The sequence below is a fragment of the Microbacterium sp. Z10_103 genome (assembly GCF_058310455.1).
This window is the reverse complement of sequence record NZ_JBZEGK010000001.1, coordinates 2526511-2548904: the sequence shown is the minus strand read 5'-3', so window position 1 is coordinate 2548904 and position 22394 is coordinate 2526511. Positions and strand designations below refer to the sequence as shown.

Below are 22394 nucleotides of genomic sequence, written 5' to 3'. Positions count from 1 at the left end.
CAACATAGCTGACACTGCAGTTGTTTTCCCGGATCGGTGCGAGCGAGCCGGGGCGTCGCTGAACGAGGAGGTCGTCGATGAGCACAGTCGTGCAGGGGCGGCCGTCGACGGAGGATGTCCGACGCTCCGTTGTCACCGTCACGGTCCACAGCAGCGACGCCGAAGGTCTCCTGCGCCTGGTGTCGATCTTCCATCGCCGCCAGGTCGAGATCCTCCACGCCACCTACTCCTCGGCCGGGTCCTCCCGGCGGATGGAGGCGACGGTGGAGACCACCGAGCCGCGCCTGCACACGCTCGCCCTCACCCTCTCGAACACCGTCGGCGTGACGGGATACGAGGTCACCGCGCCCACGTCGCAGGAGCCGTCATGACCGCCCCCGCTCTTCCCCGGCTGATCTCGCCCGCGCGACCCGAGCCGGCCCTCCCCGCGACGCAGTTCGTGGCGCCGGACGGCCAGCTCACGGTCGAGGGCGCCGAGCACGGAGTCGACGTGGTGCTGGCCCGCCAGCTGTACCGCGACATGGCGCGGGCGCGCCGATTCGACCGGGAAGCGCTCGCCCTGCAGCGGCAGGGTGAGCTGAAGCTGTGGCTCATGTCCTGGGGGCAGGAGGCGGCTCAGGTCGGCTCCGCTCGCGCACTGCGCGACTCCGACCACATCTTCCCCAGCTACCGCGAGCACGCCGTGGGGCTCGTGCGCGGGCTCACCCCGAGCGAACTGATGGCCCAGTGGCGAGGGGTCACTCATGCCGGGTGGAGCAGCGAGCAGTCGAACTTCCACATCTACTCGCTCGTGCTCGGCACGCAGACGCTCCACGCCGTCGGCTACGCGGCCGGCGTCGCGCTGGAAGGCGCGGACGAGGTCGTCGCGGTGTACTTCGGTGACGGCGCGGCGAGCGAAGGCGACGTCAATGAGGCGCTCAACTGGGCGGCCGCCGCGCGGCTGCCGGTGCTCTTCTTCGTACAGAACAATCAGTGGGCGATCTCCACCCCGACACACACCCAGATGGGATCGCCGCTGCATCGGCGCGCGGCGGGCTTCGGGATCCCCGGCTTCCACGTCGACGGCAACGACGCGCTGGCGGTGCACGAGGTGACCCGCCAGGCGGTCGAGTACGCGCGCGCGGGCAACGGCCCGGTGTTGGTCGAGGCCCAGACGTACCGGTTGGCCGGACACAGCAGCTCCGACGATCCGAAGCGATATCGCGACGATTCCGACGTGGACGCGTGGACCGCGCGCGATCCGCTGACCCGACTCCGCGTACTCCTCGAGACCACCGGGACACCCGCCCGGTGGTTCGATCGCCTCGACGAATCGTTGGAGAAGCTCGCCGAGACGACCCGTGCCGAGTGTCGCGCGCTCACCGGTCCCGACTTCGACGACCTGTTCGATGCCGTCTACGCCGAACCGCATCCGCTTCTGGAAGAGGAACGCCTGGAGCGGGCGCGCCGAGCCGCCGGAATGGAGGGGATGTGAGCGCCGTGCTCGATTCCGTGAACGCGGTGGAGGACACCCTGGGAACCCTCACTCTCGCGAAGGCCCTCAACGCCGGCCTTCGCCAGGCCATGGCGGACGATGATCGTGTCGTCCTCATGGGGGAGGACGTGGGTGTGCTGGGCGGGGTCTTCCGTGTCACCGACGGCCTGCGCGCCGAGTTCGGCCCTCGCCGGGTCATCGACACCCCGCTGGCGGAGTCGGGGATCATCGGAACCGCCATCGGGCTCGCCCTGCGCGGATTCCGTCCGGTGTGCGAGATCCAGTTCGACGGATTCGTCTACCCCGGGTTCGACCAGATCGTCAGTCAGCTGGCGAAACTGCGCGCGCGATCGGGCGGGCGCATCGCGCTTCCTATCGTCATCCGCATCCCCGCCGGCGGCGGCATCGGGGCCGTTGAGCACCACAGCGAGTCGAACGAGGCGTACTTCGCGCACACCGCAGGTCTCCGGGTGGTCTCGTGCTCGAATCCTGATGACGCGTACCACATGATCCAGCAGGCGATCCGATCCAATGATCCGGTCATCTTCTACGAGCCCAAGCGGCGCTACTGGGAGAAGGCCCCCGTGCGGACGCAGCCGAGCCGAGCCCTCTCCGAGGCCGCTGTGGTCAGGGAGGGTACCGACTGCACGCTCGTCGCTCACGGCCCATCGGTCGCGACCGCGCTCGCCGCCGCACAGGCCGCGGAGGAAGACGGGTTCTCGGTGTCGGTGGTCGATCTCCGCTCGATCTCGCCGCTGGATCTGCCGCTGCTGCGCGAGAGCGCCCGCCGTACCGGGCGCATGGTCGTCGTGCATGAGGCGTCGACGTTTCTCGGAATCGGCGCGGAGATCGCCGCCGCCGTGACGGAGGCGTGCTTCTACGAGCTGGAGGCACCGGTGTTGCGCGTGGGCGCCTACAACATGCCGTACCCCGCGGCGGACCTCGAGGACCACTTCCTGCCCGACGTCGACCGCATCCTCGATGCCGTCGACCGCGCGCTCAACTTCTAGAAAGGCCGACCATGCCCGTCGTGGAATTCGCACTCCCGGACGTGGGAGAGGGGCTCACCGAGGCCGACGTCCTGACCTGGCTCGTGGCCGAGGGTGACACCGTCGGCATCAACGATCTGCTCGTCGAGGTGGAGACTGCCAAAGCCGTCGTGGAGCTTCCCTCGCCGATCGCCGGTACGGTGCTGTCGATTCATGTGGATGCCGGCGCCACGGTGCCCGTCGGAACCGTTCTCGTCACCCTGGGCGACAGAAGCGACGTGTCCGCCGTCGGCCTCCAGCCCTCCGCGCCGGCCGCGCCGGACTCGGCGGCGGAGCCGGCCCGCACGGCTGAGGAGCGGACGGAAGCGGACGAGAAGCCGCTCGTCCTGGTCGGCACCGGGCCCACCGCAGCCCAGCCGCGCAAGCGGCGGCTCGGAGTCTCCGGGGCGGCATCCCTGTCCGCCGACGCACCCGACCGTCCCCGCGCGAAGCCGCCCGTGCGGGCCCTGGCCAGATCGCTGGGCGTCGACCTTGCGGGGGTCCCGGCGGATGCGTCCGGCGTCGTGCATCGCGATGCTCTGCTGGCAACGGCCGCGGCGAGCGAGGATGCGGCGTCCGCGTCCAGCCCCGCGTCCCCGTCGGAGGAAGGCGATCTGCGCATCCCTATCCGGGGGGTCCGGAAGGCGACGGCGGAGGCGATGGTGCGCTCCGCTTTCACCGCTCCCCACACGACGGTCTGGCTGACGGTGGACGTGACGCCGACGATGGACTTCCTCGCCCGGCTGAAGGCCGATCGAGCATTCCAGGGGGTCCGGCTGAACCCCCTTCTGCTGGTGGCGCGGGCATTCCTGCTCGCCATCCGCCGCCATCCCGCCATCAACGCCTCCTGGGACGAAGCGGCGCAGGAGATCATCCAGTATCGACATGTGAACCTGGGCATCGCCGCCGCGACCCCACGCGGACTGCTCGTGCCGAACATCAAGGCCGCCGACACGCTCGACCTCGCCGGCCTCGCCGACGCCCTCGGTCAGCTGGTCGAGAAGGCGCGGGCGGGCCGGACCAGTCCGGCGGAGATGAGCGGGGGAACTCTCACCATCACGAACATCGGCGCGCTCGGAGTGGACGCGGGGACCCCCATCCTCAACCCCGGCGAAGCCGCGATCCTCGCCTTCGGCGCAATCCGGGAGATGCCGTGGGTCGTGGCGGGCACAATAGTGCCGCGCCAGGTCACCCAGCTCGCGCTGTCGTTCGACCACCGGTTGGTGGACGGCGAACTCGGATCTACCGTGTTGGCGGAGCTCGGTGCGATTCTCGCGGATCCGGCACGCGCCCTGACCATGGTCTGACTGAAGGAGAACGTGATGAGAGAACTGACCCATTTCGTCGGGGGGAAGCACGTCGCCGGCACATCCGGCCGCTTCGGAGACGTGTTCGACCCGTCGACCGGCGAGGTTCAGGCGCGCGTCCCGCTGGCCAGCACCGCGGAGGTCGAAGCCGCGATCGACAATGCCGAAGAGGCACAGCTCGTGTGGGGCGGGTGGAACCCGCAGCGCCGCGCGCGGGTGCTCCTGCGCTTTCTCGACCTCATCGCGAAAGACATGGACCACCTGGCCAGGCTCCTCTCCAGCGAGCACGGCAAGACCGTCGACGATGCCAAGGGCGACATCCAGCGCGGCGTCGAGGTGATCGAGTTCGCCGCGGGTGCGCCGCACCTCCTCAAAGGCGAGTTCACCACCGGCGCGGGCACCGGCATCGACGTGCATTCACTGCGCCAGCCACTGGGCGTGGTCGCCGGTATCACGCCGTTCAACTTCCCGGCGATGATCCCCCTGTGGAAGGCCGGACCCGCCCTCGCGGCGGGCAATTCCTTCATCCTCAAACCCAGCGAGCGCGACCCCTCGGTGCCGCTGCGCATCGCGGAGCTGTTTCTCGAGGCGGGCCTTCCGGAGGGCGTCTTCACCGTGGTGAACGGTGACAAGGAGGCGGTGGACGCGCTCCTGCACGACGACCGGGTGAAAGCGGTGGGGTTCGTCGGATCGACCCCGATCGCGCAGTACATCTACGCCACCGCGGCCGCGAACGGCAAGCGCGCGCAGTGCTTCGGCGGTGCCAAGAATCACATGATCGTGATGCCGGACGCCGACCTCGAGCAGGTGGCCGATGCGCTGATCGGCGCCGGCTACGGCTCCGCCGGCGAACGCTGCATGGCGATCTCCGTGGCCGTGCCGGTGGGCGAAGCGACCGCGGACGCCCTCTCCGCCAAGCTGGCCGAGCGCGTCACCTCACTGAAGATCGGTCCGGCGCTCGCCGACGGGGTCGACTACGGCCCGCTCGTGAGCCGGGACGCCGTCGAGCGCGTCAGCGGGTACATCCAGAAGGGCATCGAGGAGGGCGCCACGCTCCTCGCCGACGGCCGGGGCTACACCGTCGAGGGCTACGAGAACGGCTTCTACCTGGGACCCACGCTTTTCGACCACGTCACCACCGACATGACGATCTACCGGGAGGAGATCTTCGGACCCGTGCTCATCATTGCTCGGGCGGATGACTACGAGCAGGCGCTGGCCATGGCATCCGACCACGAATTCGGCAACGGCGTCTCGATCTTCACGCGGGACGGGGACGCCGCCCGGGACTTCTCCACGCGCGTGAACGTGGGCATGGTCGGCGTCAATGTTCCGATTCCCGTGCCGATCGCCTATCACACGTTCGGCGGCTGGAAGCGGTCAGGATTCGGTGACCTCAACCAGCACGGTCCCGACGCGTTCCGGTTCTATACGAAGACCAAGACGGTCACGACCCGCTGGCCGTCGGGTATCAAGGAAGGAGCAAGCTTCGTCATTCCGACGATGCACTGAACATGTACGCGCAGATGACAGACGAACGCGCCGCCCTCGTCGAAGCGGTCCGTGACTTCTCCGATGTCGCCTTGGCTCCGTATGCCGCCGAGTGGGATGCGCAGAAGCATTTCCCCGTCGACGCGCTGGCCGCGGCGGGCGAGCTGGGACTCGGCGGCGTGTACGTACGCGAGGAGAGTGGCGGCGCCGGTCTCACCCGACTGGATGCGGTCGCCATCTTCGAGGCACTGGCCGGCGGCGACACCACGATCGCCGCCTACATCTCCATCCACAACATGGTCGCGTGGATGATCGATTCCTTCGGCACGCCCGCCCACCGGGAGGAATGGCTTCCCGGTCTCACGGCGATGACCCAGCTGGGCAGCTATTGCCTCACCGAGCCGGGCGCGGGTTCCGACGCCGCGGCGCTCACGACATCCGCGCGGCGCGAGGGCGACGAATACGTGCTGAACGGCGTGAAGCAGTTCATCTCGGGTGCCGGCTCCTCGGCGGTCTACGTCGTGATGGCCCGTACCGGTGCGGCGGGGGCGGGCGGGATCAGCGCCATCCTCGTTCCCGACGGCACGCCCGGTCTGAGCTTCGGTCCGAACGAGAAGAAGATGGGCTGGAACGCCCAACCGACGCGTCAGGTGATCCTCGAAGACGTGCGGGTGCCCGTCTCCTCTCGCCTGGGGGAGGAGGGCGACGGTTTCGGTATCGCCATGAAGGGCCTCAACGGCGGCCGTCTCAACATGGGCGCCGTCTCGCTGGGCGGGGCGCAGTGGGCATTCGACCGTGCGCGCAGGTACGTTCAGGACCGCCACGCCTTCGGAGCGCCCCTCGCCGCCAACCAGAGCGTGCTGTTCACCCTCGCCGACATGGAAACGCAGTTGCAGGCCGCTCGCGCCCTCCTCGAGCGCGCTGCCAGCGACCTCGACGCCGGGGCACCCGGGGTGGCCGCATCGTGCGCGCTGGCGAAGCGGTTCGCGACCGACGCGGCATTCGAGGTCGCCAATCAGGCGCTGCAGTTGCATGGCGGGTACGGCTACCTGCAGGAGTACGGAATCGAGCGTGTGGTGCGCGATCTGCGGGTGCACCAGATCCTGGAGGGCACGAACGAGATCATGCGTCTCATCGTCGGGCGCAGTCTCCTGGACCCCCGATGACCCTCCGCACCCAGGTGACCCCCACACCGAAGGAGAAGAAATGACCACGATCGCGTTCCTCGGACTCGGCCACATGGGCCTGCCGATGGCGAAGAACCTCGCCGCCGCCGGGCACACCGTGACCGGATTCGACGTGGTCCCGGCCGCACGGGAGGCTGCGCGGACGGCCGGGATCGCGGTGGCGGCCACCTCCAGCGACGCGGTGGCCGACGCCGAGGTGGTCGTCACGATGCTGCCCACCGGCCGTCATGTCATCGACGCGTACACCGGCGGCGAGGATGCGCCCGGTCTGCTCGCATCCGCACGGCCGAACACCCTCTTCATCGATTCGTCGACGATCGCCGTCGACGAATCCCGCGCCGCGCACGCGCTCGCCGCCGCGGCGGGACATCGCAGCCTGGATGCTCCGGTGTCCGGGGGCGTCGTGGGCGCGGAGGGAGCGACCCTCGCCTTCATGGTCGGAGGGTCGGAAGAGGCGTTCGCTGCCGCCTTGCCTCTCCTGGAGCGCATGGGACGGCGCATCGTCCACTGCGGGGGACCCGGCCTCGGACAGGCGGCCAAGGTGTGCAACAACATGATCCTCGGCGTCACCCAGATCGCCGTGGCGGAGGCCTTCGTTCTCGGCGAGCGCCTCGGCCTGTCGCATCAGGCGCTGTTCGACGTCGCATCCAACGCGTCGGGGCAGTGCTGGGCGCTCACGACGAACTGCCCGGTGCCGGGGCCGGTGCCCACGAGCCCGGCCAACCGCGACTACCAGCCCGGCTTCGCCGGCGCCCTCATGTCGAAAGATCTCGGGCTGGCCGAGGCGGCGATCGACCTCACCGGCGTGGACGCGAAGCTGGGCATGCTCGCGCGAGAGATCTATCGCGAGTTCGCCGACGGGGCGGGCGGCGCACAGGACTTCTCCGCGATCATCCACACCATCCGCGCGGACAGCGCGAGCTGACCTGACCGCGGTGAGTGGCCCGGTGTCACTCCTCCCGCGGTTGAGACAGCACGTGCGCCATCAGCCGGGGTGGGGTTACGCCTTCGGGTACTGCCAGATCTCCAACTGGATCCCATCGGGGTCGCGCAGGTACGCCCAGCGAGACCCGGCGACATCCCCCTCGGTCAGGGTGACCGGGGGGCCGCTGAAGACCGCACCGCGGCTGCTCAGGTCGCGGAACGCCGCCTCGATATCGTCCACTTCGAAGCAGATGTGCGAGGCGCCGACATCCGCATTCGTGCGATCCCAGTCCTTGCCGGCGGGACGGTGATACTCCAGGAACTCGATGTTGACGTTCCCGACCCGGATCATCGAGAACGACAGCTCGGCTCCAGGCACCTGCACTCCGCGCTCCAGCTCCGGCCCGGATCCCTGATTGATCGGCCCCGGAGTGAACCCGAACATCCGTGAATACCATTCGAACGACCGCTTCATGTCGCGAACGGTAATGCCGACATGGTGGACGCCCTGGATGGCGAAGGTCATGGCAACTCCTTTGTTGTGTGCAGCCGCGTCTGTGGTGTGCAGCCGCGTCGCGGACTCTCATCCGCTCACACTCAACACTATTGCCACCGCATCCGCCCACACCGTGTCAGGCAGCGGAGACCGCGCGCTCCCCGCGGCCTCCGGGACCCCGGAAATCAGCAGAGATCGGCGGCATGCAGTCCGAGCGCACGCTGGCGAGCCGAGGAGCGCGTGTTCAATGGACCTCATCGGGATGTCGGCGCAGTTCAGTTATAGTGAACAGCTGTCGGTCCGGTTTCCACATGGCGACGGACCTGGTCAGGAATCAAAGGAGCATCCAATGACAGGACGGCTTGAAGGCCGCACGATCGTGGTCACGGGCGCAGCATCGGGCATCGGCGCCGCGCTTGCGAAGGGCTTTGCCCACGAGGGAGCGAACGTCGTCATCGCGGACCTCAACATCTCATCCGCGGAAGCGGTCGCGCAGGAGATCACCGAGTCCGGCGGTCAGGCGACGGCGGCCCGCGTGGACGTCACGGATCGCGAATCCGTGCGCTCCGGCATCGCCGCTGCGGTGGCCGCGTACGGCCGCCTGGATGCGTACTTCAACAACGCGGGCATGAACGCCCCGATGAAGTTCCTGGACATCAGCGAGGAGAATTTCGAGCTGGTGATGAAGGTGAACGCGCTCGGAGTCCTCATCGGGACACAAGAGGCCGCGAAGCAGTTCATCGCCCAGGGCGGGGGCGGCAAGATCGTCAACACCGCTTCGATCGCCGGGCGTCAGGGCTTCTCGAGTTTCGCGCCCTACAGCGCCGCGAAGGCCGCCGTCATCTCCCTCACCCAGGCCTCCGCGCGCGCTCTCGCCGCCGACCGGATCACGGTGAACGGCTTCGCGCCCGGTGTGGTCGCCACGCCGCTCTGGACGAAGCTGGACAGAGAACTGGACGAGATCGGCGAGGGTCAGAACGGCTTCGACTCCATGTCGAGCGGCATCATCCTCGGGCGCCCCGCAGACCCGGAGGACATCGTCCCGACGGGCATCTTCCTCGCAGCCAGCGACTCCGACTACATCACCGGCCAGATCATCCCCATCGAAGGCGGCATGATCCTCGTCTGACCGGTTCAGCGTCCGCAGAGATCTGGAGAAGAACGTGAACGTCACCATGGCCAACGGCATTGACGAAACGATGACGGCGGCCGTCTACCACGGTCGCGGCGACGTGCGGATCGAGCGACGTCCGATCCCGACGGCCGGCGAGGGTCAGGCGCTGCTCAAGGTCCTCCGCAGCGGCATCTGCGGAACGGATGCGACGGAGTGGAAGGCCGGGCCGATTCTGTTCCCGATCGAGCGCGCCCGCCCGCAGAGCGGCCACCAAGGTCCCCTCATCCTCGGCCACGAATTCATCGGCGAGATCGTCGAGCTTTCGGCTGGCGCCGACGACGGATTCGCCGTCGGCGACCGTGTGGCCTCCGGCGCGGGTGTCTCGTGCGGCGAGTGCCCACGGTGCCTGGAGGGGCGGACGAACCTCTGTGATCGCTACGCCACCTACGGACTGAATATCGACGGCGGCCTCGCCGAGTATGTCGCGGTACCCGTCTCGACGCTGGTCCGTGTCCCGGAAGGCTGCAGCCTCGACGCCGCCGGGGTGGCGCAGCCACTCGCGGTGGGCCTCCACGCGGCACGGCAAGCCAAGCCCCACGAGGGCGACCGGATCGTCCTCTACGGCGCCGGAGCGATCGGTACGTTCATCCTCGCCGGGCTCGTCTCGCTGGTCAGCGCGGACATCACAGTGGTGGACTTCGCCGGGGAGCGCCTGGATCGCGCGCTCCGCCTCGGGGCGACCCGGGTGGTCCCCGTGGACGCCATGACGCCCACCAACCTCCGCGAGGTCGTGGGCGCGCGGGGCGCGGACATCGTCATCGAAGCCACGGGCGCGTCCGGCCAGTTGGCCGCCGCACTCGATCTGGTGCGGCCGGGCGGAACCATCCTCGCCGTGGGACTGCCCGCGACTCGGCAGGAGATCGATGTCCACCACCTCGTGCTGCAGGAGGTGACCATCGCGACGACCGTCGCCCATGTCTGCCACCAGGACATGGCTCCGGCCCTCGAGATCCTTGCGTCGACCAACCTCGGGGAAGAACTCGTCGAGGCCGTGTACGGTCTGGACGCGGTCCCGGACCAGATCGCCCGACTGGCTCACGGGAAGATCACCGGCAAGGTGCTGTTCGACCCGACCCGCACGTTGTGACCGTCGACGTCCGATCCATCGAATATCGTCCCACCATCCAGACCACGACCCCCATCAGACAAAGAGAGATGGTTCTGCCATGAAAGCGGCTGTTTTCCACGATGCGAAAGACATCCGAGTAGAGGATGTCGCTGAACCGGGATCCGTCGGCCCGCACGAGGTGCGGCTGAAGCCTTTCTGGTGCGGGATCTGCGGAACGGATCTCCACGAGTACGCCGTCGGCCCCATCGTCATCCCCACCAGCCCGCACCGGCTCAACGGATCGGTCGCGCCCCAGATCCTCGGCCACGAGTTCTCCGGGGAAGTGCTCGAGGTCGGTGCAGCAGTCCGCTCGGTACGCGCCGGAGATCGCGTATCCGTCATGCCACTGCTGTTCTGCGGAACCTGTTACTTCTGCCAGCGCGGACTCAACCACCTCTGCGTCTCGATGGCGTGCATCGGTCTCAGCGATTCCTGGGGAGGCATCGCCGAACAGTGCGTGGTGCACGAGTCGAAGGTCGCCAAGCTGCCCGACTCCATGAGTGACATCCAGGGCGCTCTCGTCGAGCCGACCGCGGTCGCCGCCTACGGCGTGGACAAGGCCGGCGTGCGACCGGGCGACACGGTGCTGGTGACGGGACTGGGCCCGATCGGGGCGCTCGCATCGATGTACGCGGCTTCGCTGGGGGCCACCGTGTACATGTCGGAAGTGAATCCGAAGCGTCAGGAGCTCGCACGGTCGCTCGACGTGGGCGAGCTTCTGGATCCTCGTTCCACGGATGTCGCCGCAGAGCTCAAGGACCGTACCGGCGGTATCGGAGTCGATGCCGTCATCGAATGTTCGGGCAATGAGGTCGCGCTGCAGACCGCGCTGGCGTCCGTTCGCGCCGCCGGCACCATCGCCCAGACCGGCCTGCACACGAAGCCGGCGGCGATCGACCCGATGGTGCTGTCGGAGCGTGACATCACCCTGCGCGGAACCTGGTGCTATCCGGTCACCGACTGGCCGCGCATCATCGACCTGATCGGGCGCGGGCGGCTGGATGTCGAGAAGGTCGTCAGCGCGCGGATCGACATGGCTGACATCGTCTCTCAGGGCTTCGAAACCCTGCTCTCCCCCACGGGGGACCAGATCAAGGTCCTGGTTCGCGCACACTGAGAGGCAAGGTAGTCACATGAAGGCATTGCGCTTCGAATCCGCCGGCGATCCGTCCATCGTCGACCTGCCCACACCGGAAATCGGAGAGGACGAGGTGCTCGTCGCGGCTCGTTCTGTGGGCGTCTGTCATTCCGACATCGAATTGCTCGAGGGCCGCTACATCATCCCGTTCGAGTATCCGATCATCCCGGGCCACGAGTGGTCCGGTGAGGTGGCGGCAGTCGGCTCGAAGGTCACCCGCTTCGTGCCGGGGGACCGGGTCGTGGGGGAGTGCGTGATCGGCGACGATCACTTCGGGTTCTCGATCAGCGGCGCCGCCGCCGAACTGTTCGTCGCGAAGGAGTCCTGGCTCCACGAGCTGCCCGACGCGGTCTCCTGGACGAACGGCGCGCTCGTCGAGCCCTTCAGCGTGGGCTACTACGCCCTCATGCGCGTCGGCAACGTGAACGCCAGCGACACGGTCGTCGTGCTCGGTGCCGGTCCGGTGGGCCTCGCCGTCACGGCAGGTGCGGTCGCCCTCGGTGGGCGCACGATCGTGGTGGAGCCCAGCGCACACCGTCGCGAGAAGGCTCTGGCACTGGGCGCGTACCGCGCGATCGCCCCCGAGGAACTGGAGTCCGTGCTTGCCGACGAAACCGGCGGGCGAGGCGCGAGTGTGGTCATGGAGGCCACCGGTCGACCGGAAGTCATGGCTCAGGCTCTGGAGATCGCGGCCTTCAAGGGTCGCATCGGATACATCGGGATCGACGTTGGCCGGGACGCTCCGGCGAAGCTCGGCCTGATCCAGTCCAAGGAGCTGACGATCACCGGTTCGATCGGATCCCCCGGCGTGTGGCCCGAGACGCTGCGGTTCATGGCGCAGACGGGAATCGACCTGTCGTCACTGGTGACCCAGCGATTCGGCGTCGATGACGCGATCGCTGCGCTGGAGGCGGCGCAGCGGCCCTCGGAGACCATCAAGGCGCACATCGAGTTCACCGCATAGGTCTGACAACGGATACCCGGCTCCTCACGCCAGGGCATGAGGAGCCGGTATCCGTCAGGGGATGAGGCGTGCGTGCCGATAGCGGTCGACTTTGTCGAAGAAGCTCTTCGGGCTGGACCGGAAGCTGAGGAACCCGGCTTCCTTGCTCTTGGTCATATCGGTCACGCACTCGACCTCGCGGCCCAGGTCGCTGTCGGTGTGCCACCAGGACGCCAGTTTGGAGACATCCGCCTCGACCAGTCCCGTCCGCTCGGCGATGCGTTCCCACACAGCGGGCGCGAGGTCGGTCATCGATTCCTCGAGCGTCTGCGGCTGATCGGTGGGCCCTTCCCACTCGACGCCGAAGTGCTCGGCGATCTGAGGCCAGAGCCAGCGCCACCGGAACTGGTCTCCGTTGACGATGTTGAACGGCTCGTTCTCCCCAGCCGGGTGCGTGGACGCCCACATCAGCTGTTCCCCGAGGAGGTCGGCGTCCGTGACATCGGCGAGGAAGTTCCATTGCGGCCGCGACCCGGGGAAGACGAAGGGGCGACCGAGCTCCTTGCAGATCGTCGCGTAGACCGAGAGGGTGAGCGCCATGTTCATCGCGTTGTCCACGGCGAACCCGAAGATCGTGTGCGCCCTGTGCACGCTCCAGGTGAAACCCATTCGTTCCGAGGCGGCGAAAAGCTCGTCCTCCTGGGCGTAATAGAAGTTGGGGCTGGGCAGGCGCGGCTCGGATTCCTTGAACGGCGTCTCCGCCCTGACGCCCGTGGCGTAGTCCTCGAACGGGCCGAGGTAGTGCTTCAGCCCGGTGACAAGGGCGACGTGGCGAACGCCTCCGTCCGGTTCGAGCGCGGCGAAGAGATTTCGCAAGGTGCGTGTGTTGACCTCGATGTTCTCGGCCTCGCTGTCCCGGCGGATCCACGCGGTGACGATGACGATCTCGGGCCGAACACCCGCGAGCGCCGCCCTGGTCTGCTCGGCGTCGAGGAGGTCCGCTTCCACCGGATCGGCGCACGCGGGGAGGCGACCTGCACGGCGTGCGAGTCCTGAGACCTGCCAGCCGGCGTCCGTGAGCTGCCGTGCGACGGTCTGCCCCGTAATGCCGGACGCACCGACGACCAAGGCGCGACGCGGGTTCTCATTGACCATGAGGGCTCCTCCTGAAGAAATAGCGTTCAGCTGAAGTAAACACTAGTCGCGCGGAGAGTCTTCTCCGGGGCCCGCGATGGCCCGCGGATCGCCAGCGTAGGAGCGCCTCAGTTGTGAGGTCGAAATTCAGCGGTTACAGTGTGACTCAACACTGTCGTCGGCCTGTGCTGGCCAATTGAACGCATTCAAAGGGGAAGCATGACCGTGGACTCCACGCCGCGCAGATCGCCGAGCGCAGGTTTCGGTGTCTCCAAGGGTTTCCTGACCGTCTCGATCTCGACCGTTGTGCTCATCGTGCTGGCGTTCCTTTTCGCCCCGAGCAGCATGTCTCAGGGAGCGCTTCTCGGCATGCTCCCGTTCGCGTCGGTGCTGGCGATCATCGGCCTCGGGCAGATGCTGGTGATTCAGCAGGCCGGCATCGATCTCTCCGTCCCCGGTGCCGTCTCTCTCGCGGTCGTTCTGGCCACGCACATGCCGAACGAAAATGACGCCCTCCTCCTTCCGGCCGTGCTGGTGATCTACGCATGGGCCCTGGGAGCAGGGCTGCTCAACGGATTCATGGTGGGACGGCTCGGCCTGAACCCGATCATCGCCACGCTCGGGACGAATGCGCTGCTTTTCGGTGCGGTCCTCGGCATCTCCGGCGGCATCCCGCGTACGACCACGAGGCTCCTGAGTTCCATCGGGAGCGGGCGGACTCTCGGCATCCCGAACTCTGTCCTCTTCGCGCTCGCCGTCTTCCTCTTGGTCACGATCATCCTCAAGAAGACGGTCGCCGGCAGGCGATTCGAGGCCGTCGGGGCCAGCCCCGCTGCGGCGCGCACCACGGGGTTGCGGTACAAGACGCACCGAGGCGCGGCGTACGTGTGGGCACAGCTTCTCTTCGCCACCGCGGGAATTCTCCTCGCCGGCATCATGAACCAGCCCACCGCGTTCCAGGGCAACACCTACCTCTTGACCTCGGTCGCCGTCGTGGTCCTCGGCGGCACGTCGCTGCTGGGTGGCCGCGGCTTCCCCGCCGCCACGGTGGTGGCCGCACTGTTCCTCAGTCTCCTGGAACAGGTCGTGCTCGCGCTGGGGGTGCCTTTCGCGGTGCGCACGCTCGTCCAAGCCGCAGCGCTCGCCGTCGGCGTCGCGATCTACACCGTCGACTGGGGCGCTGTTCGGCGTCGACTCGCGCCCACCCGGGCGGCGACTTCCGCGGCGACCTAACGACCCGCGCTCCCGAGACACCAAGACCCGCGTCAAGACTGGCGCTTGCAATATGGAGGAAACATGATTCACCGCAGAATCGCCGCAGCGATCGCCGCGACAGGCATGACCGCGCTGGCGCTGGCAGGATGCTCCGGCTCCGGGAATTCGAATGAGGCGGACGGCCCCGGCACGTCGCTCGAGGGCGCGCCGGAGTGGTGCGGTCCCGACGAGGCCGTTGTCGGCCTTCTCGACGGCTTCGGCGGTAACAGCTGGCGGCTCATCACGACGGCGGCCGGTCAAGAGGAAGTGGAGAAGTGCCCGAGCGTGGTGGAGTACCTCTACGCGGACGGCCAGGGCGACACCCAGAAATCCATCTCGGACATCCAGGGCATGGTCGCGTCCGGCGCCAACGCCCTTGTCGTCTTCCCTGACGCCGGGGAAGCGATGCTCCCCGCGCTGCGCAGCGCCTACAACGCCGGTGTCGTGACGGTGCCCTACCGGGCCGACCCGGGTGGCACCGCCGGCGAGGACTACGACGTCTGGATCGGCGCCGACTTCCGATCCGACGGTGTCGCATGGGGCGAGTGGATCCTCGAGAACTTCCCGGACGGCGCGAAGATCCTCTTCGTGGGCGGACCGGCCGGTAGCAGCCAGGGCGCGGAAGAGCGTGACGGCCTGGAATCGGTCCTCACCGACGAGAAGTACGAATACGTCGGTGAGCAGCCCTTCGAGGTGACCAACTGGGACCCCGCCCTGACGCAGCAGGTGCTGACTGCCGCCATCGCGAAGTACGACCAGATCGACGTGATCATCTCGGACTTCGGACCCTCTTTGGTGGGAGCCTTGCCCGAGTTCGAAAAGAGCGGGCGTTCGATCCCCGCCCTCGCCACGTCGGATGGCAACGTTCTGGCCTGTTTCCATGACGAGAAGGTCGCGACGAACCCGGACTTCAAGCTGTTCACCGTCGCCACCGGAAACGACAATGTCCGACTGGCCGTGCAGCACGCTGTCGCACGCGCGACCGGCGGTGTCATCCCGGAGGAGACCACCTTCGCCGCGCCCGTCTTCGAGGACTCCGTCAGTGGCACGCCCAACGCGGTGACCTGCCGCGACGACCTCCCCGGTGACGTGTACAACTCTGCGGAGATGGACCCCGAGGAGCAGGCCGCGCTGCTCGAGTAGAGCGTCGGTACTCCCTTGTCCGGTCTCCCGGCTCGCCTCGCGGGCCCGGGAGACCGGACCAGTTACGAATTCGATCCCAGAATGAGGTCCCTCACGTGAACATAGAGACCACCCAGGCGCCGTCGACCGTCGCGACGCTGGTCATGTCGGGCATCACCAAGAGGTTCGGCAACGTCAACGCGTTGACCGACGTCTCCCTCGAGGTGCGTCCCGGCGAGGTGCACGCTCTTCTGGGAGAGAACGGTGCGGGGAAGTCGACGCTGATGAACGTCGCGACCGGCACCCTCAAACCGGACGCGGGGTCGATGGTCTTCCGCGGTGAGTCGATCGACGGCATCGACCCGCGGGATGCGTCACGCCTGGGCATCAGCTTCGTGCACCAGCACCCGGCAGTGCTTCCGGACATGACGGTGTACGAGAACCTCCTGGTGGCTCTGCCCACCTCGGTCTTCGAGGCCGGAGCGTCCAAGGAGGACACGGCGCGGGCCTTGCTGGCGAAGGTGGACCTGCGCGTGCACCTCTCGGACAGGGTCGAGGGCCTCTCGGTGGCGCAGAAGCACCTCCTGGAGATCGCGAAGGCGCTGGCCGTGAAGCCTGCTCTGCTCGTCCTCGACGAGCCGACGGCCCCCCTCGGTCAGCAGGCGGTCGACATGCTGTTCGCCCTCGTGCGGGAGTATGTCGCCGGGGGTACCTCCGTCGTCTACATCACCCACCGGCTCGCGGAGGTCCGCGAGATCGCCGACCGGGTGACCGTGCTTCGAGACGGTCGCCTTCGCGGCGCGGCGGACGTGAAGGACATCTCGGACCAGGAGCTTCTCTCGCTCATCGTCGGGCGCGAACTCGAGTCCACGTTCCCACCGAAGCACCCATCGACTGCCGGGGAAGCGCCGAACCTCGTCATCAGCGGGCTGAGCGGTCCCGGCTTCAGCGACGTCTCCATCTCCGCGCAGCGCGGCGAGATCATCGGGATCGCCGGAGTCGTGGGGAACGGTCAGAGCGACTTCGTGCGTTCCCTCGCGGGCTTGACCCCATTCGACGGGTCCGTCACGATCAACGGCACGCAGTTGACGTCCAAGGACCTCGTGCGCGACGCCGCGTACCTCCCCGCCGACCGGCTTTCCGAGGGACTCATGATGCGGTTCAGCGTCCGGGAGAACGCTGCGGTGGCCGCTCTCACCCGGTTCCGCACGGGACGGCTCCTCAACCGCAAGCGCGAGTTGGGGATGGTGAGCGAAACCCTCACGTCACTCGCGGTGAAGGCGCCCTCCCTCGAAGCTCCCGTCTCGGCACTCTCGGGCGGTAACCAGCAGAAGGTGATGGTGGCGAGGGCACTCCTTTCGGAACCCACGCTCGTCCTCGCTGACGAACCCACGCAGGGGGTGGATGTCGGCGCTCGCGCGGAGATCTACCAGATCTTGCGAGATGTCTCAGCGCGCGGCATTCCGGTGATCGTCGTCTCCTCCGACGCGAAAGAGCTCGAGGGTCTGTGCGACCGGGTCGTCGTCATGTCGCGGGGACACATCGTCGAGACACTGACGGGCGGCGAGGTAGCGGAAGAGCGCATGATTCATGCGGCCGTCACCTCGACGACGCGGACGGTCAATGCTGATCCGGAGTCGCACGTTCAGCGAGACGAGCGCAAAGCCGCCCTCAGCGGACGGCTCCGACGCTTCCTTCAGGGCGACTACTCCCCGCCGCTCCTCCTCGCCCTGGTGATCATTGCCCTGGGCGCCTTCATCTTCGCCCAGAACGATCGTTACCTCGGCGAGTTCAACATCTCCTCCATGCTGCTGCTGGTCGCCGCAGCGGGGTTCATCGCTCTCGGCCAGACCATCGCCTTGCTCACTGGGGGGATCGACCTCTCCGTCGGCCCGCTGGTCGGCTTCCTCGTGGTGATCGGATCGTTCTTCATCCTGGAAGAGTCCTCGACCGCAGCCATCCTTCTCGGGTTCGCCGCCATGCTGGGGACGTCGCTGCTCATCGGGCTGATCAACGGGACGCTGATTCGCTACCTCAAGTTCACGGCGATCGCCGCGACGCTGACGATGTACATCGCGCTGCAGGGGATGAGCTTCGTGCTGCGCCCCACCGCGGGCGGATACATCAACGCCGACGTCTCGCAGATCATCACGACGAAGATCGGCCCGATCCCGGTGGCGTTCCTCGTCCTGGTGCTGGTGGTCATCGCGTTGGAGTACGCACTCAAGCGGACACGCTGGGGGTGGCGACTGCGCGCGGTGGGCTCGGACGAAGAATCCGCCCGTCGCGTCGGAGTCGAGGTCAACCGCACCGTCGTCCTCGCCTACGTCGCCACGTCCGGCCTCACGTTCCTCGGGGCCGTGATGCTCATGACGCAGATCGGCATCGGCGATCCCGCGCAGGGCGTGGCGTACACGCTGTCCAGCGTGACTGCCGTGGTCCTCGGAGGAACGAGTCTGCTGGGAGGACGCGGAAGCTTCGTGGGGACGCTGCTCGGGTCGATTCTGCTCGTGCAGGTCCTGAACGCGACAGTCTTCCTCCGGCTCGACCAGATGTGGCAGTACATCCTGCAGGGCGTGCTCATCCTCGCCGCTGCGATCCTGTATGCCGTCGCCCGCTCGCAGCGGCGTCGGCGTACGGCCGCCCGTGCCTGAGGCCGCAGTGGGCGGCCTGAGGATCGCGGTTCTGGGTGCCGGCGCCAACGGTGCGGGGATCGGAGCAGACCTCGTGCGGGCGGGACACGATGTCACTTTCATCGAGCAGTGGCCCGCCCACGTCGAAGCCATGCGGCAACTCGGCGTCCGGGTGGAGATGCCCGGGCGGGTGGAGGTCACGCGCGTCGACGCGATCCACCTCTGCGAGGTGGCCGAGCGGCGCGAACAGTTCGACGTCGTCTTCGTCCTCGTCAAGGCCTACGACACGCGATGGGCGTGCGAATTGATCGCGCCCCTCGTCGCGGCCGACGGCATCGTGGTCGGGCTTCAGAACGGCATGAGCGTCGACGACATGGCGGACATCGTCGGAGCGGATCGCACGATGGGTGCGGTCATCGAGGTGTCATCCAACATGTTCGCCCCCGGGGTCGTCGAACGGCAGAGCCCTCCGGAGAGGTCGTGGTTCGCGCTGGGAGCGCTCACTCCCGTGGCCGGCGCGCGTGAGGAGGAGGTCGCATCCGTGCTGCGCGCGGCAGGAACCGTGGAGATCTCCCGGGACATCCGCTCCTCCAAGTGGATGAAGCTCGTCGCAAACGCGGCAGAGCTCGTTCCCTCTGCCATCCTCGGGCTCCCGCTGGGCGAGGCGGTCGGGTTGCCCGGGATGCGGGACTTCATGATCCGCGCGGGCCAGGAGGCAGTCGACGCGTGTCTCGCCGCCGGCAGCCAGATCGTGCCGATCTTCGGATTGACCGGTGCGGACATCGACGACCCGTACGACTACGCGGTTCGTCTTCTCGATACGGTGCTGGAGGAGTACACCCTCCCCACGACTCGGACGACGGTTCTCCAGGACTGGATGAAGGGACGTCGCAGCGAGGTCGACCAGATCAACGGCCTCGTCGTGTCGGAGCTCGCCCGACGCGGGAGCCAGGCGCCGTGCAATGCGCGGGTGGTGCAGCTCGCCCACGAGATCGAGAATGGCACCCGCGAGGCGAGCCCGGGCAACCTGCAGGATCTGCTGGCGCCCTAGGTGTAGTTCCCCGAGACGTTACGAACCAGAGGACACGCCTCAGCGGGTGTGAGGGTTGAGAGTCTGCTGGCGATTCGTTTCGCGTCTCGTGGCGGTTCGGACGCTTCCAAAATGCGGCTCCGTTCGCCAGTCGCGCAGACGTGCAGTGGGATGTCTCGGTCGTAGAGGACGTCGATGAGGTTGGCGAATCGGGCGAGTGGGTCCCTGTCGACACTCGCCAGATCGGGTACGGATATCAGCGTGATTGCGCGAAATCGCTGTGCCAGCCAGAGGTATTGGGCGACTCCGAGGGGTTGCGCGCAGAGGTCGCTGAAAGTGAAGACGGCGGTGTCGTCCTCAACGCCGCGAGCTCTGATCATGTGGCCGGCAGCGTTGAGCTCGATGGCAGGGGTGTCCTTCGCAGCAGGCGTTTGTGTGCGCCACGTTCCCGTGCCGAAGCCTCGAGTCGCCGCCGCGTGTTTCAGGCGATAGTCCTGGCCTTCGCTGAGGTGTACGACGTCGAGCTCGGTGCGAATGATGTTGATCGCGGGCCGGAATCGCTCGTGGTGGAGCGGGTTAGGCATGAGATCCTCGGGCGCGTAGTTCGATGTCGCGAGGACGAGTATGCCGTCATCGAGCACGCTCTTGAGAGCGGCGGACAGGTAGACGCCGTCTGCGACGTCGTGAACGTGGAACTCGTCGAAGAACACTGCACGGGCGTTCCCCAGGAGTTGACGCAACGATCTCTCGAGAGGCTCACGCTCGCGGGTGATCTGGGCCTGGAGGTCACGGAAGAAGTCGTGGAAGTGAAAGCGGCGCTTACGGTGTGTGGGGATGGCGGCGAAGTAGGTCTCGCTGATCAGGCTCTTGCCCCGACCCACGTCACCCCACAGGTAGTAGCCGTGGCGCGCCGGCGTGCTGAGCGCGTCGAGGGCGGCGATCTGCGCGTTATCGAACGTGATCGCTGAGTCACCAAGAGCCGCACGAAAGGGGCCACTGCTCGCGCTTGCGATCTTGTTTGGTTCGTTCGGGGTGTGCCGGTGAATCCCCAATCTCATACTCATTACTCTATAGACATAGAGTAATGAGGAGGAGTCAGATGGCCAGACCCGGGGACCGACGTCCGTTGATCACCGATCATGCGATCGCTGTGCTCGCCAAGGGGGGTGCGCGCGCACTCTCCCACCACGCCGTCGACAGGGCGGCCGGCCTCTCGATGGGGTCCACGTCGTACTACTTCCGCACCCGTCACGACCTCGTCGTTGCGACGATCGGTCGCATAAGGGAGCACTCGCGCGCTGCGTTCGACGAGTCGCCTATATCCGTGACGATCACTCCGCGGACGGCTGCGACTCTCATGGCGGACCAACTTCTCTTGCTCGCAGGCCCTCGCCGCGATGACGCCCTCACGGTGTTCTCGCTGCTGCCGGAGGTCGAAGGCGATCCCGAGTTGCGCGCGCAGTTGGCGGGTTGCCTCTTCTCCCGAGAGCTGGCCGCAGAGCTGCTCGTCGCGCTGGGCGGAAGCGACGCCGACGGAGCTGCATTAGATCTGATCGACTTCCTCACCGGCATCCTCTTCGGGTTGCTTTTCGGGCAACGCCGAACGGAGGATGCCGGCGGGACGCGGATTGCAGACGCATTGCAGCGGTTTCTCATGATCAACGTCGACGCGGCGGGTAGCTGATGACGCACGCGAACGCTCCGCTTACGCCAGAGGGCCGACGCAGGCTCGCCTCGATCACCGTCGACCGCTTCGAAATGGGCGCGCCGATAGGACCCCAATGGCGAGTGAACCGCAGAGCGATGATGCGTCGTTCGGTGAGCGAGAATCCGGCTCGGTATCCGCGCTGGCTGCACCACGACAGCCATCACCGCACACTAGGGGCCGTCTCTGGTCAGTGCGGCTGGCCGGCGAAGTGCGACTCCGTCAGGAGGGCGGTCAGAAGCGCGGCGTTGCGCGGGTGCGGCTCGAGATCCCCGCGCTGGATGCGTTCGGCGATCTCCAGGATGCCGGCGTTGATGGGTGCGTCACCACCGACCCGCCTCCGCTGGTCGACGATGTACCCGCTGAAGGCGTCGAGCTCCGCGCGCCGGCCCTTCTGCCAGTCCTGGAGCACCGCGACTCGTGTGTCCGGCAGGGAGTACGACTCCAGCACGGCGTCCAGGAGGTCGAGGGCGTACTGATCAGATGCGGGAACATCGGATTCGCGCTTTCCGAAGATCGGACGCATCGCGATTCCCTGGTCGACGGCCAACGCATAGGCCTCCCGGGACGCGGCATCCATGACCGCTCGGACACCGTCGATCTCGACTGCAGCGAGCAGCGGCAGATTCAGGATGGCCGATGGGAGCATCTCGGGGATGTTGGCGATGAGCTTCATCCACTTGGATGAGCGGATGTCGTCGCTCAGCTCCACGGTGCCGGAGCTGCGTAGCACCTCGGCGACGAGCTGCACCTCGTCCGTCATTGCGCCGGACATCGTGCCGACGGTGAACCAGGTGCCCTCGGGCGGTATCTGGCGCTCGACGACCCCCGGTTCGAACATGTTGGCGGCGATGCCCAGCACCGCTCCGACGGTGCGCTCCTCTCCGACGAGAGAGGCGACATCGTCGATCGTCATGCCGTTCTGCAGGCCCACGACCATGGTGCGCTCGTGCAGCAGGGGCTTGATGAGTTCGGTGACCCACCGGGTGTCGTACGTCTTGACGGAGATGAACACGATGTCGAACGGCTGACGCAGTTCGGCCACCTGGCAGAAGTGGAAGACCTCCACCTGTGTCGTCTGGATCCGCCCCGGCAGGTGGACGGTCAGTCCTGCGCTGCGCATCGCCTCGACGTGGGCCGGCCACTGTTCGATGAAGGTCACGTCATGTCCGGCGCGGACGAGATCGGCTCCGATGGAGGCACCGTTGGCCCCCGTGCCGACGACGGCGATTCGTGGTGAACTCAT

20 protein-coding genes are annotated in these 22394 nt (G+C 67.2%); 16 read left to right on the top strand and 4 right to left on the bottom strand.

Features of this window, described 5'->3' with window-relative positions; all coding sequences use genetic code 11:
- Nucleotides 1–77: 77 nt before the first annotated feature.
- From AC4FS2_RS12400 to mmsB, 7 genes are read left to right on the top strand one after another with little or no spacing between them, the layout of a single operon-like run.
- Nucleotides 78–371 carry a hypothetical protein gene (locus tag AC4FS2_RS12400; RefSeq protein ID WP_491177355.1) on the top strand — a complete coding sequence of 98 codons (294 nt, stop codon included), beginning with the start codon at nt 78–80 and terminating at the stop codon, nt 369–371.
- Complete coding sequence (locus AC4FS2_RS12395) at nt 368–1474, top strand: thiamine pyrophosphate-dependent enzyme (RefSeq protein WP_491177353.1); 1107 nt, start codon at nt 368–370, stop codon at nt 1472–1474. The genes AC4FS2_RS12400 and AC4FS2_RS12395 overlap by 4 nt, the downstream gene beginning before the upstream one ends.
- Nucleotides 1475–1512: 38 nt before the next feature.
- Complete coding sequence (locus AC4FS2_RS12390; protein ID WP_491177823.1) at nt 1513–2484, top strand: alpha-ketoacid dehydrogenase subunit beta; 972 nt, start codon at nt 1513–1515, stop codon at nt 2482–2484.
- Between the two features lie 11 nt (nt 2485–2495).
- A complete protein-coding gene (locus AC4FS2_RS12385; RefSeq protein ID WP_491177351.1) occupies nt 2496–3809 on the top strand; it encodes a dihydrolipoamide acetyltransferase family protein in 1314 nt (437 codons plus the stop codon).
- A gap of 12 nt (nt 3810–3821) precedes the next feature.
- Nucleotides 3822–5321 carry a CoA-acylating methylmalonate-semialdehyde dehydrogenase gene (locus AC4FS2_RS12380; protein ID WP_491177349.1) on the top strand — a complete coding sequence of 500 codons (1500 nt, stop codon included), beginning with the start codon at nt 3822–3824 and terminating at the stop codon, nt 5319–5321.
- A 14-nt stretch (nt 5322–5335) separates the two neighbouring features.
- Nucleotides 5336–6466 (top strand): acyl-CoA dehydrogenase family protein, encoded by a 1131-nt coding sequence (locus tag AC4FS2_RS12375; RefSeq protein WP_491156534.1) that lies wholly within the window; start codon nt 5336–5338, stop codon nt 6464–6466.
- Nucleotides 6467–6506: 40 nt separating this feature from the next.
- Nucleotides 6507–7412 carry a 3-hydroxyisobutyrate dehydrogenase gene (gene mmsB, locus AC4FS2_RS12370; RefSeq protein WP_491177345.1) on the top strand — a complete coding sequence of 302 codons (906 nt, stop codon included), beginning with the start codon at nt 6507–6509 and terminating at the stop codon, nt 7410–7412.
- A 75-nt stretch (nt 7413–7487) separates the two neighbouring features.
- Here mmsB and AC4FS2_RS12365 read toward each other — a convergent pair whose 3' ends face one another.
- Nucleotides 7488–7937, bottom strand: coding sequence for a VOC family protein (locus AC4FS2_RS12365; protein WP_491177342.1), 450 nt, complete (start codon nt 7935–7937; stop codon nt 7488–7490).
- Nucleotides 7938–8256: 319 nt separating this feature from the next.
- Here AC4FS2_RS12365 and AC4FS2_RS12360 point away from each other — a divergent pair, with 319 nt between their 5' ends.
- The 4 genes from AC4FS2_RS12360 (at nt 8257) to AC4FS2_RS12345 (ending at nt 12291) form a co-directional block, all read left to right on the top strand.
- A complete protein-coding gene (locus tag AC4FS2_RS12360) occupies nt 8257–9036 on the top strand; it encodes an SDR family NAD(P)-dependent oxidoreductase (RefSeq protein WP_491177340.1) in 780 nt (259 codons plus the stop codon).
- Nucleotides 9037–9070: 34 nt separating this feature from the next.
- Complete coding sequence (locus AC4FS2_RS12355) at nt 9071–10168, top strand: zinc-dependent alcohol dehydrogenase (protein ID WP_491177338.1); 1098 nt, start codon at nt 9071–9073, stop codon at nt 10166–10168.
- A 79-nt stretch (nt 10169–10247) separates the two neighbouring features.
- The gene (locus AC4FS2_RS12350) at nt 10248–11306 is read left to right on the top strand and encodes a 2,3-butanediol dehydrogenase (protein ID WP_491177336.1); all 1059 of its coding nucleotides are present in this window, start codon (nt 10248–10250) and stop codon (nt 11304–11306) included.
- Between the two features lie 16 nt (nt 11307–11322).
- Nucleotides 11323–12291, top strand: coding sequence for a zinc-dependent alcohol dehydrogenase (locus AC4FS2_RS12345; protein ID WP_491177333.1), 969 nt, complete (start codon nt 11323–11325; stop codon nt 12289–12291).
- 54 nt (nt 12292–12345) lie between these two features.
- On the opposite strand, the gene AC4FS2_RS12340 is transcribed toward AC4FS2_RS12345, so the two are convergent.
- The gene (locus tag AC4FS2_RS12340) at nt 12346–13425 is read right to left on the bottom strand and encodes an SDR family oxidoreductase (RefSeq protein ID WP_491177330.1); all 1080 of its coding nucleotides are present in this window, start codon (nt 13423–13425) and stop codon (nt 12346–12348) included.
- A gap of 198 nt (nt 13426–13623) precedes the next feature.
- Here AC4FS2_RS12340 and AC4FS2_RS12335 point away from each other — a divergent pair, with 198 nt between their 5' ends.
- The 4 genes from AC4FS2_RS12335 to AC4FS2_RS12320 all read left to right on the top strand — a co-directional run bounded on the left by AC4FS2_RS12335 (nt 13624) and on the right by AC4FS2_RS12320 (nt 19464).
- Entirely contained in the window at nt 13624–14637 is a 1014-nt protein-coding gene (locus AC4FS2_RS12335; protein ID WP_491177327.1) for an ABC transporter permease, read from the top strand.
- Nucleotides 14638–14700: 63 nt separating this feature from the next.
- A complete protein-coding gene (locus AC4FS2_RS12330) occupies nt 14701–15801 on the top strand; it encodes a substrate-binding domain-containing protein (RefSeq protein WP_491177324.1) in 1101 nt (366 codons plus the stop codon).
- Between the two features lie 95 nt (nt 15802–15896).
- Complete coding sequence (locus tag AC4FS2_RS12325; RefSeq protein ID WP_491156551.1) at nt 15897–18434, top strand: ATP-binding cassette domain-containing protein; 2538 nt, start codon at nt 15897–15899, stop codon at nt 18432–18434.
- On the top strand, nt 18427–19464 hold the full coding sequence (locus AC4FS2_RS12320) for a ketopantoate reductase family protein (protein ID WP_491177320.1): 1038 nt from the start codon (nt 18427–18429) through the stop codon (nt 19462–19464). The genes AC4FS2_RS12325 and AC4FS2_RS12320 overlap by 8 nt, the downstream gene beginning before the upstream one ends.
- On the opposite strand, the gene zapE is transcribed toward AC4FS2_RS12320, so the two are convergent.
- Nucleotides 19461–20501 (bottom strand): cell division protein ZapE, encoded by a 1041-nt coding sequence (gene zapE / locus AC4FS2_RS12315; RefSeq protein WP_491177316.1) that lies wholly within the window; start codon nt 20499–20501, stop codon nt 19461–19463. The two genes, AC4FS2_RS12320 and zapE, sit on opposite strands and share 4 nt — an antisense overlap.
- Nucleotides 20502–20542: 41 nt before the next feature.
- Between zapE and AC4FS2_RS12310 the strand changes: the two genes are divergently transcribed.
- Complete coding sequence (locus AC4FS2_RS12310) at nt 20543–21127, top strand: TetR/AcrR family transcriptional regulator (protein WP_491177314.1); 585 nt, start codon at nt 20543–20545, stop codon at nt 21125–21127.
- Nucleotides 21128–21338: 211 nt separating this feature from the next.
- Here the strand turns inward: AC4FS2_RS12310 and AC4FS2_RS12305 are convergent, their stop codons facing one another.
- Complete coding sequence (locus AC4FS2_RS12305; RefSeq protein WP_491177312.1) at nt 21339–22394, bottom strand: ketopantoate reductase family protein; 1056 nt, start codon at nt 22392–22394, stop codon at nt 21339–21341.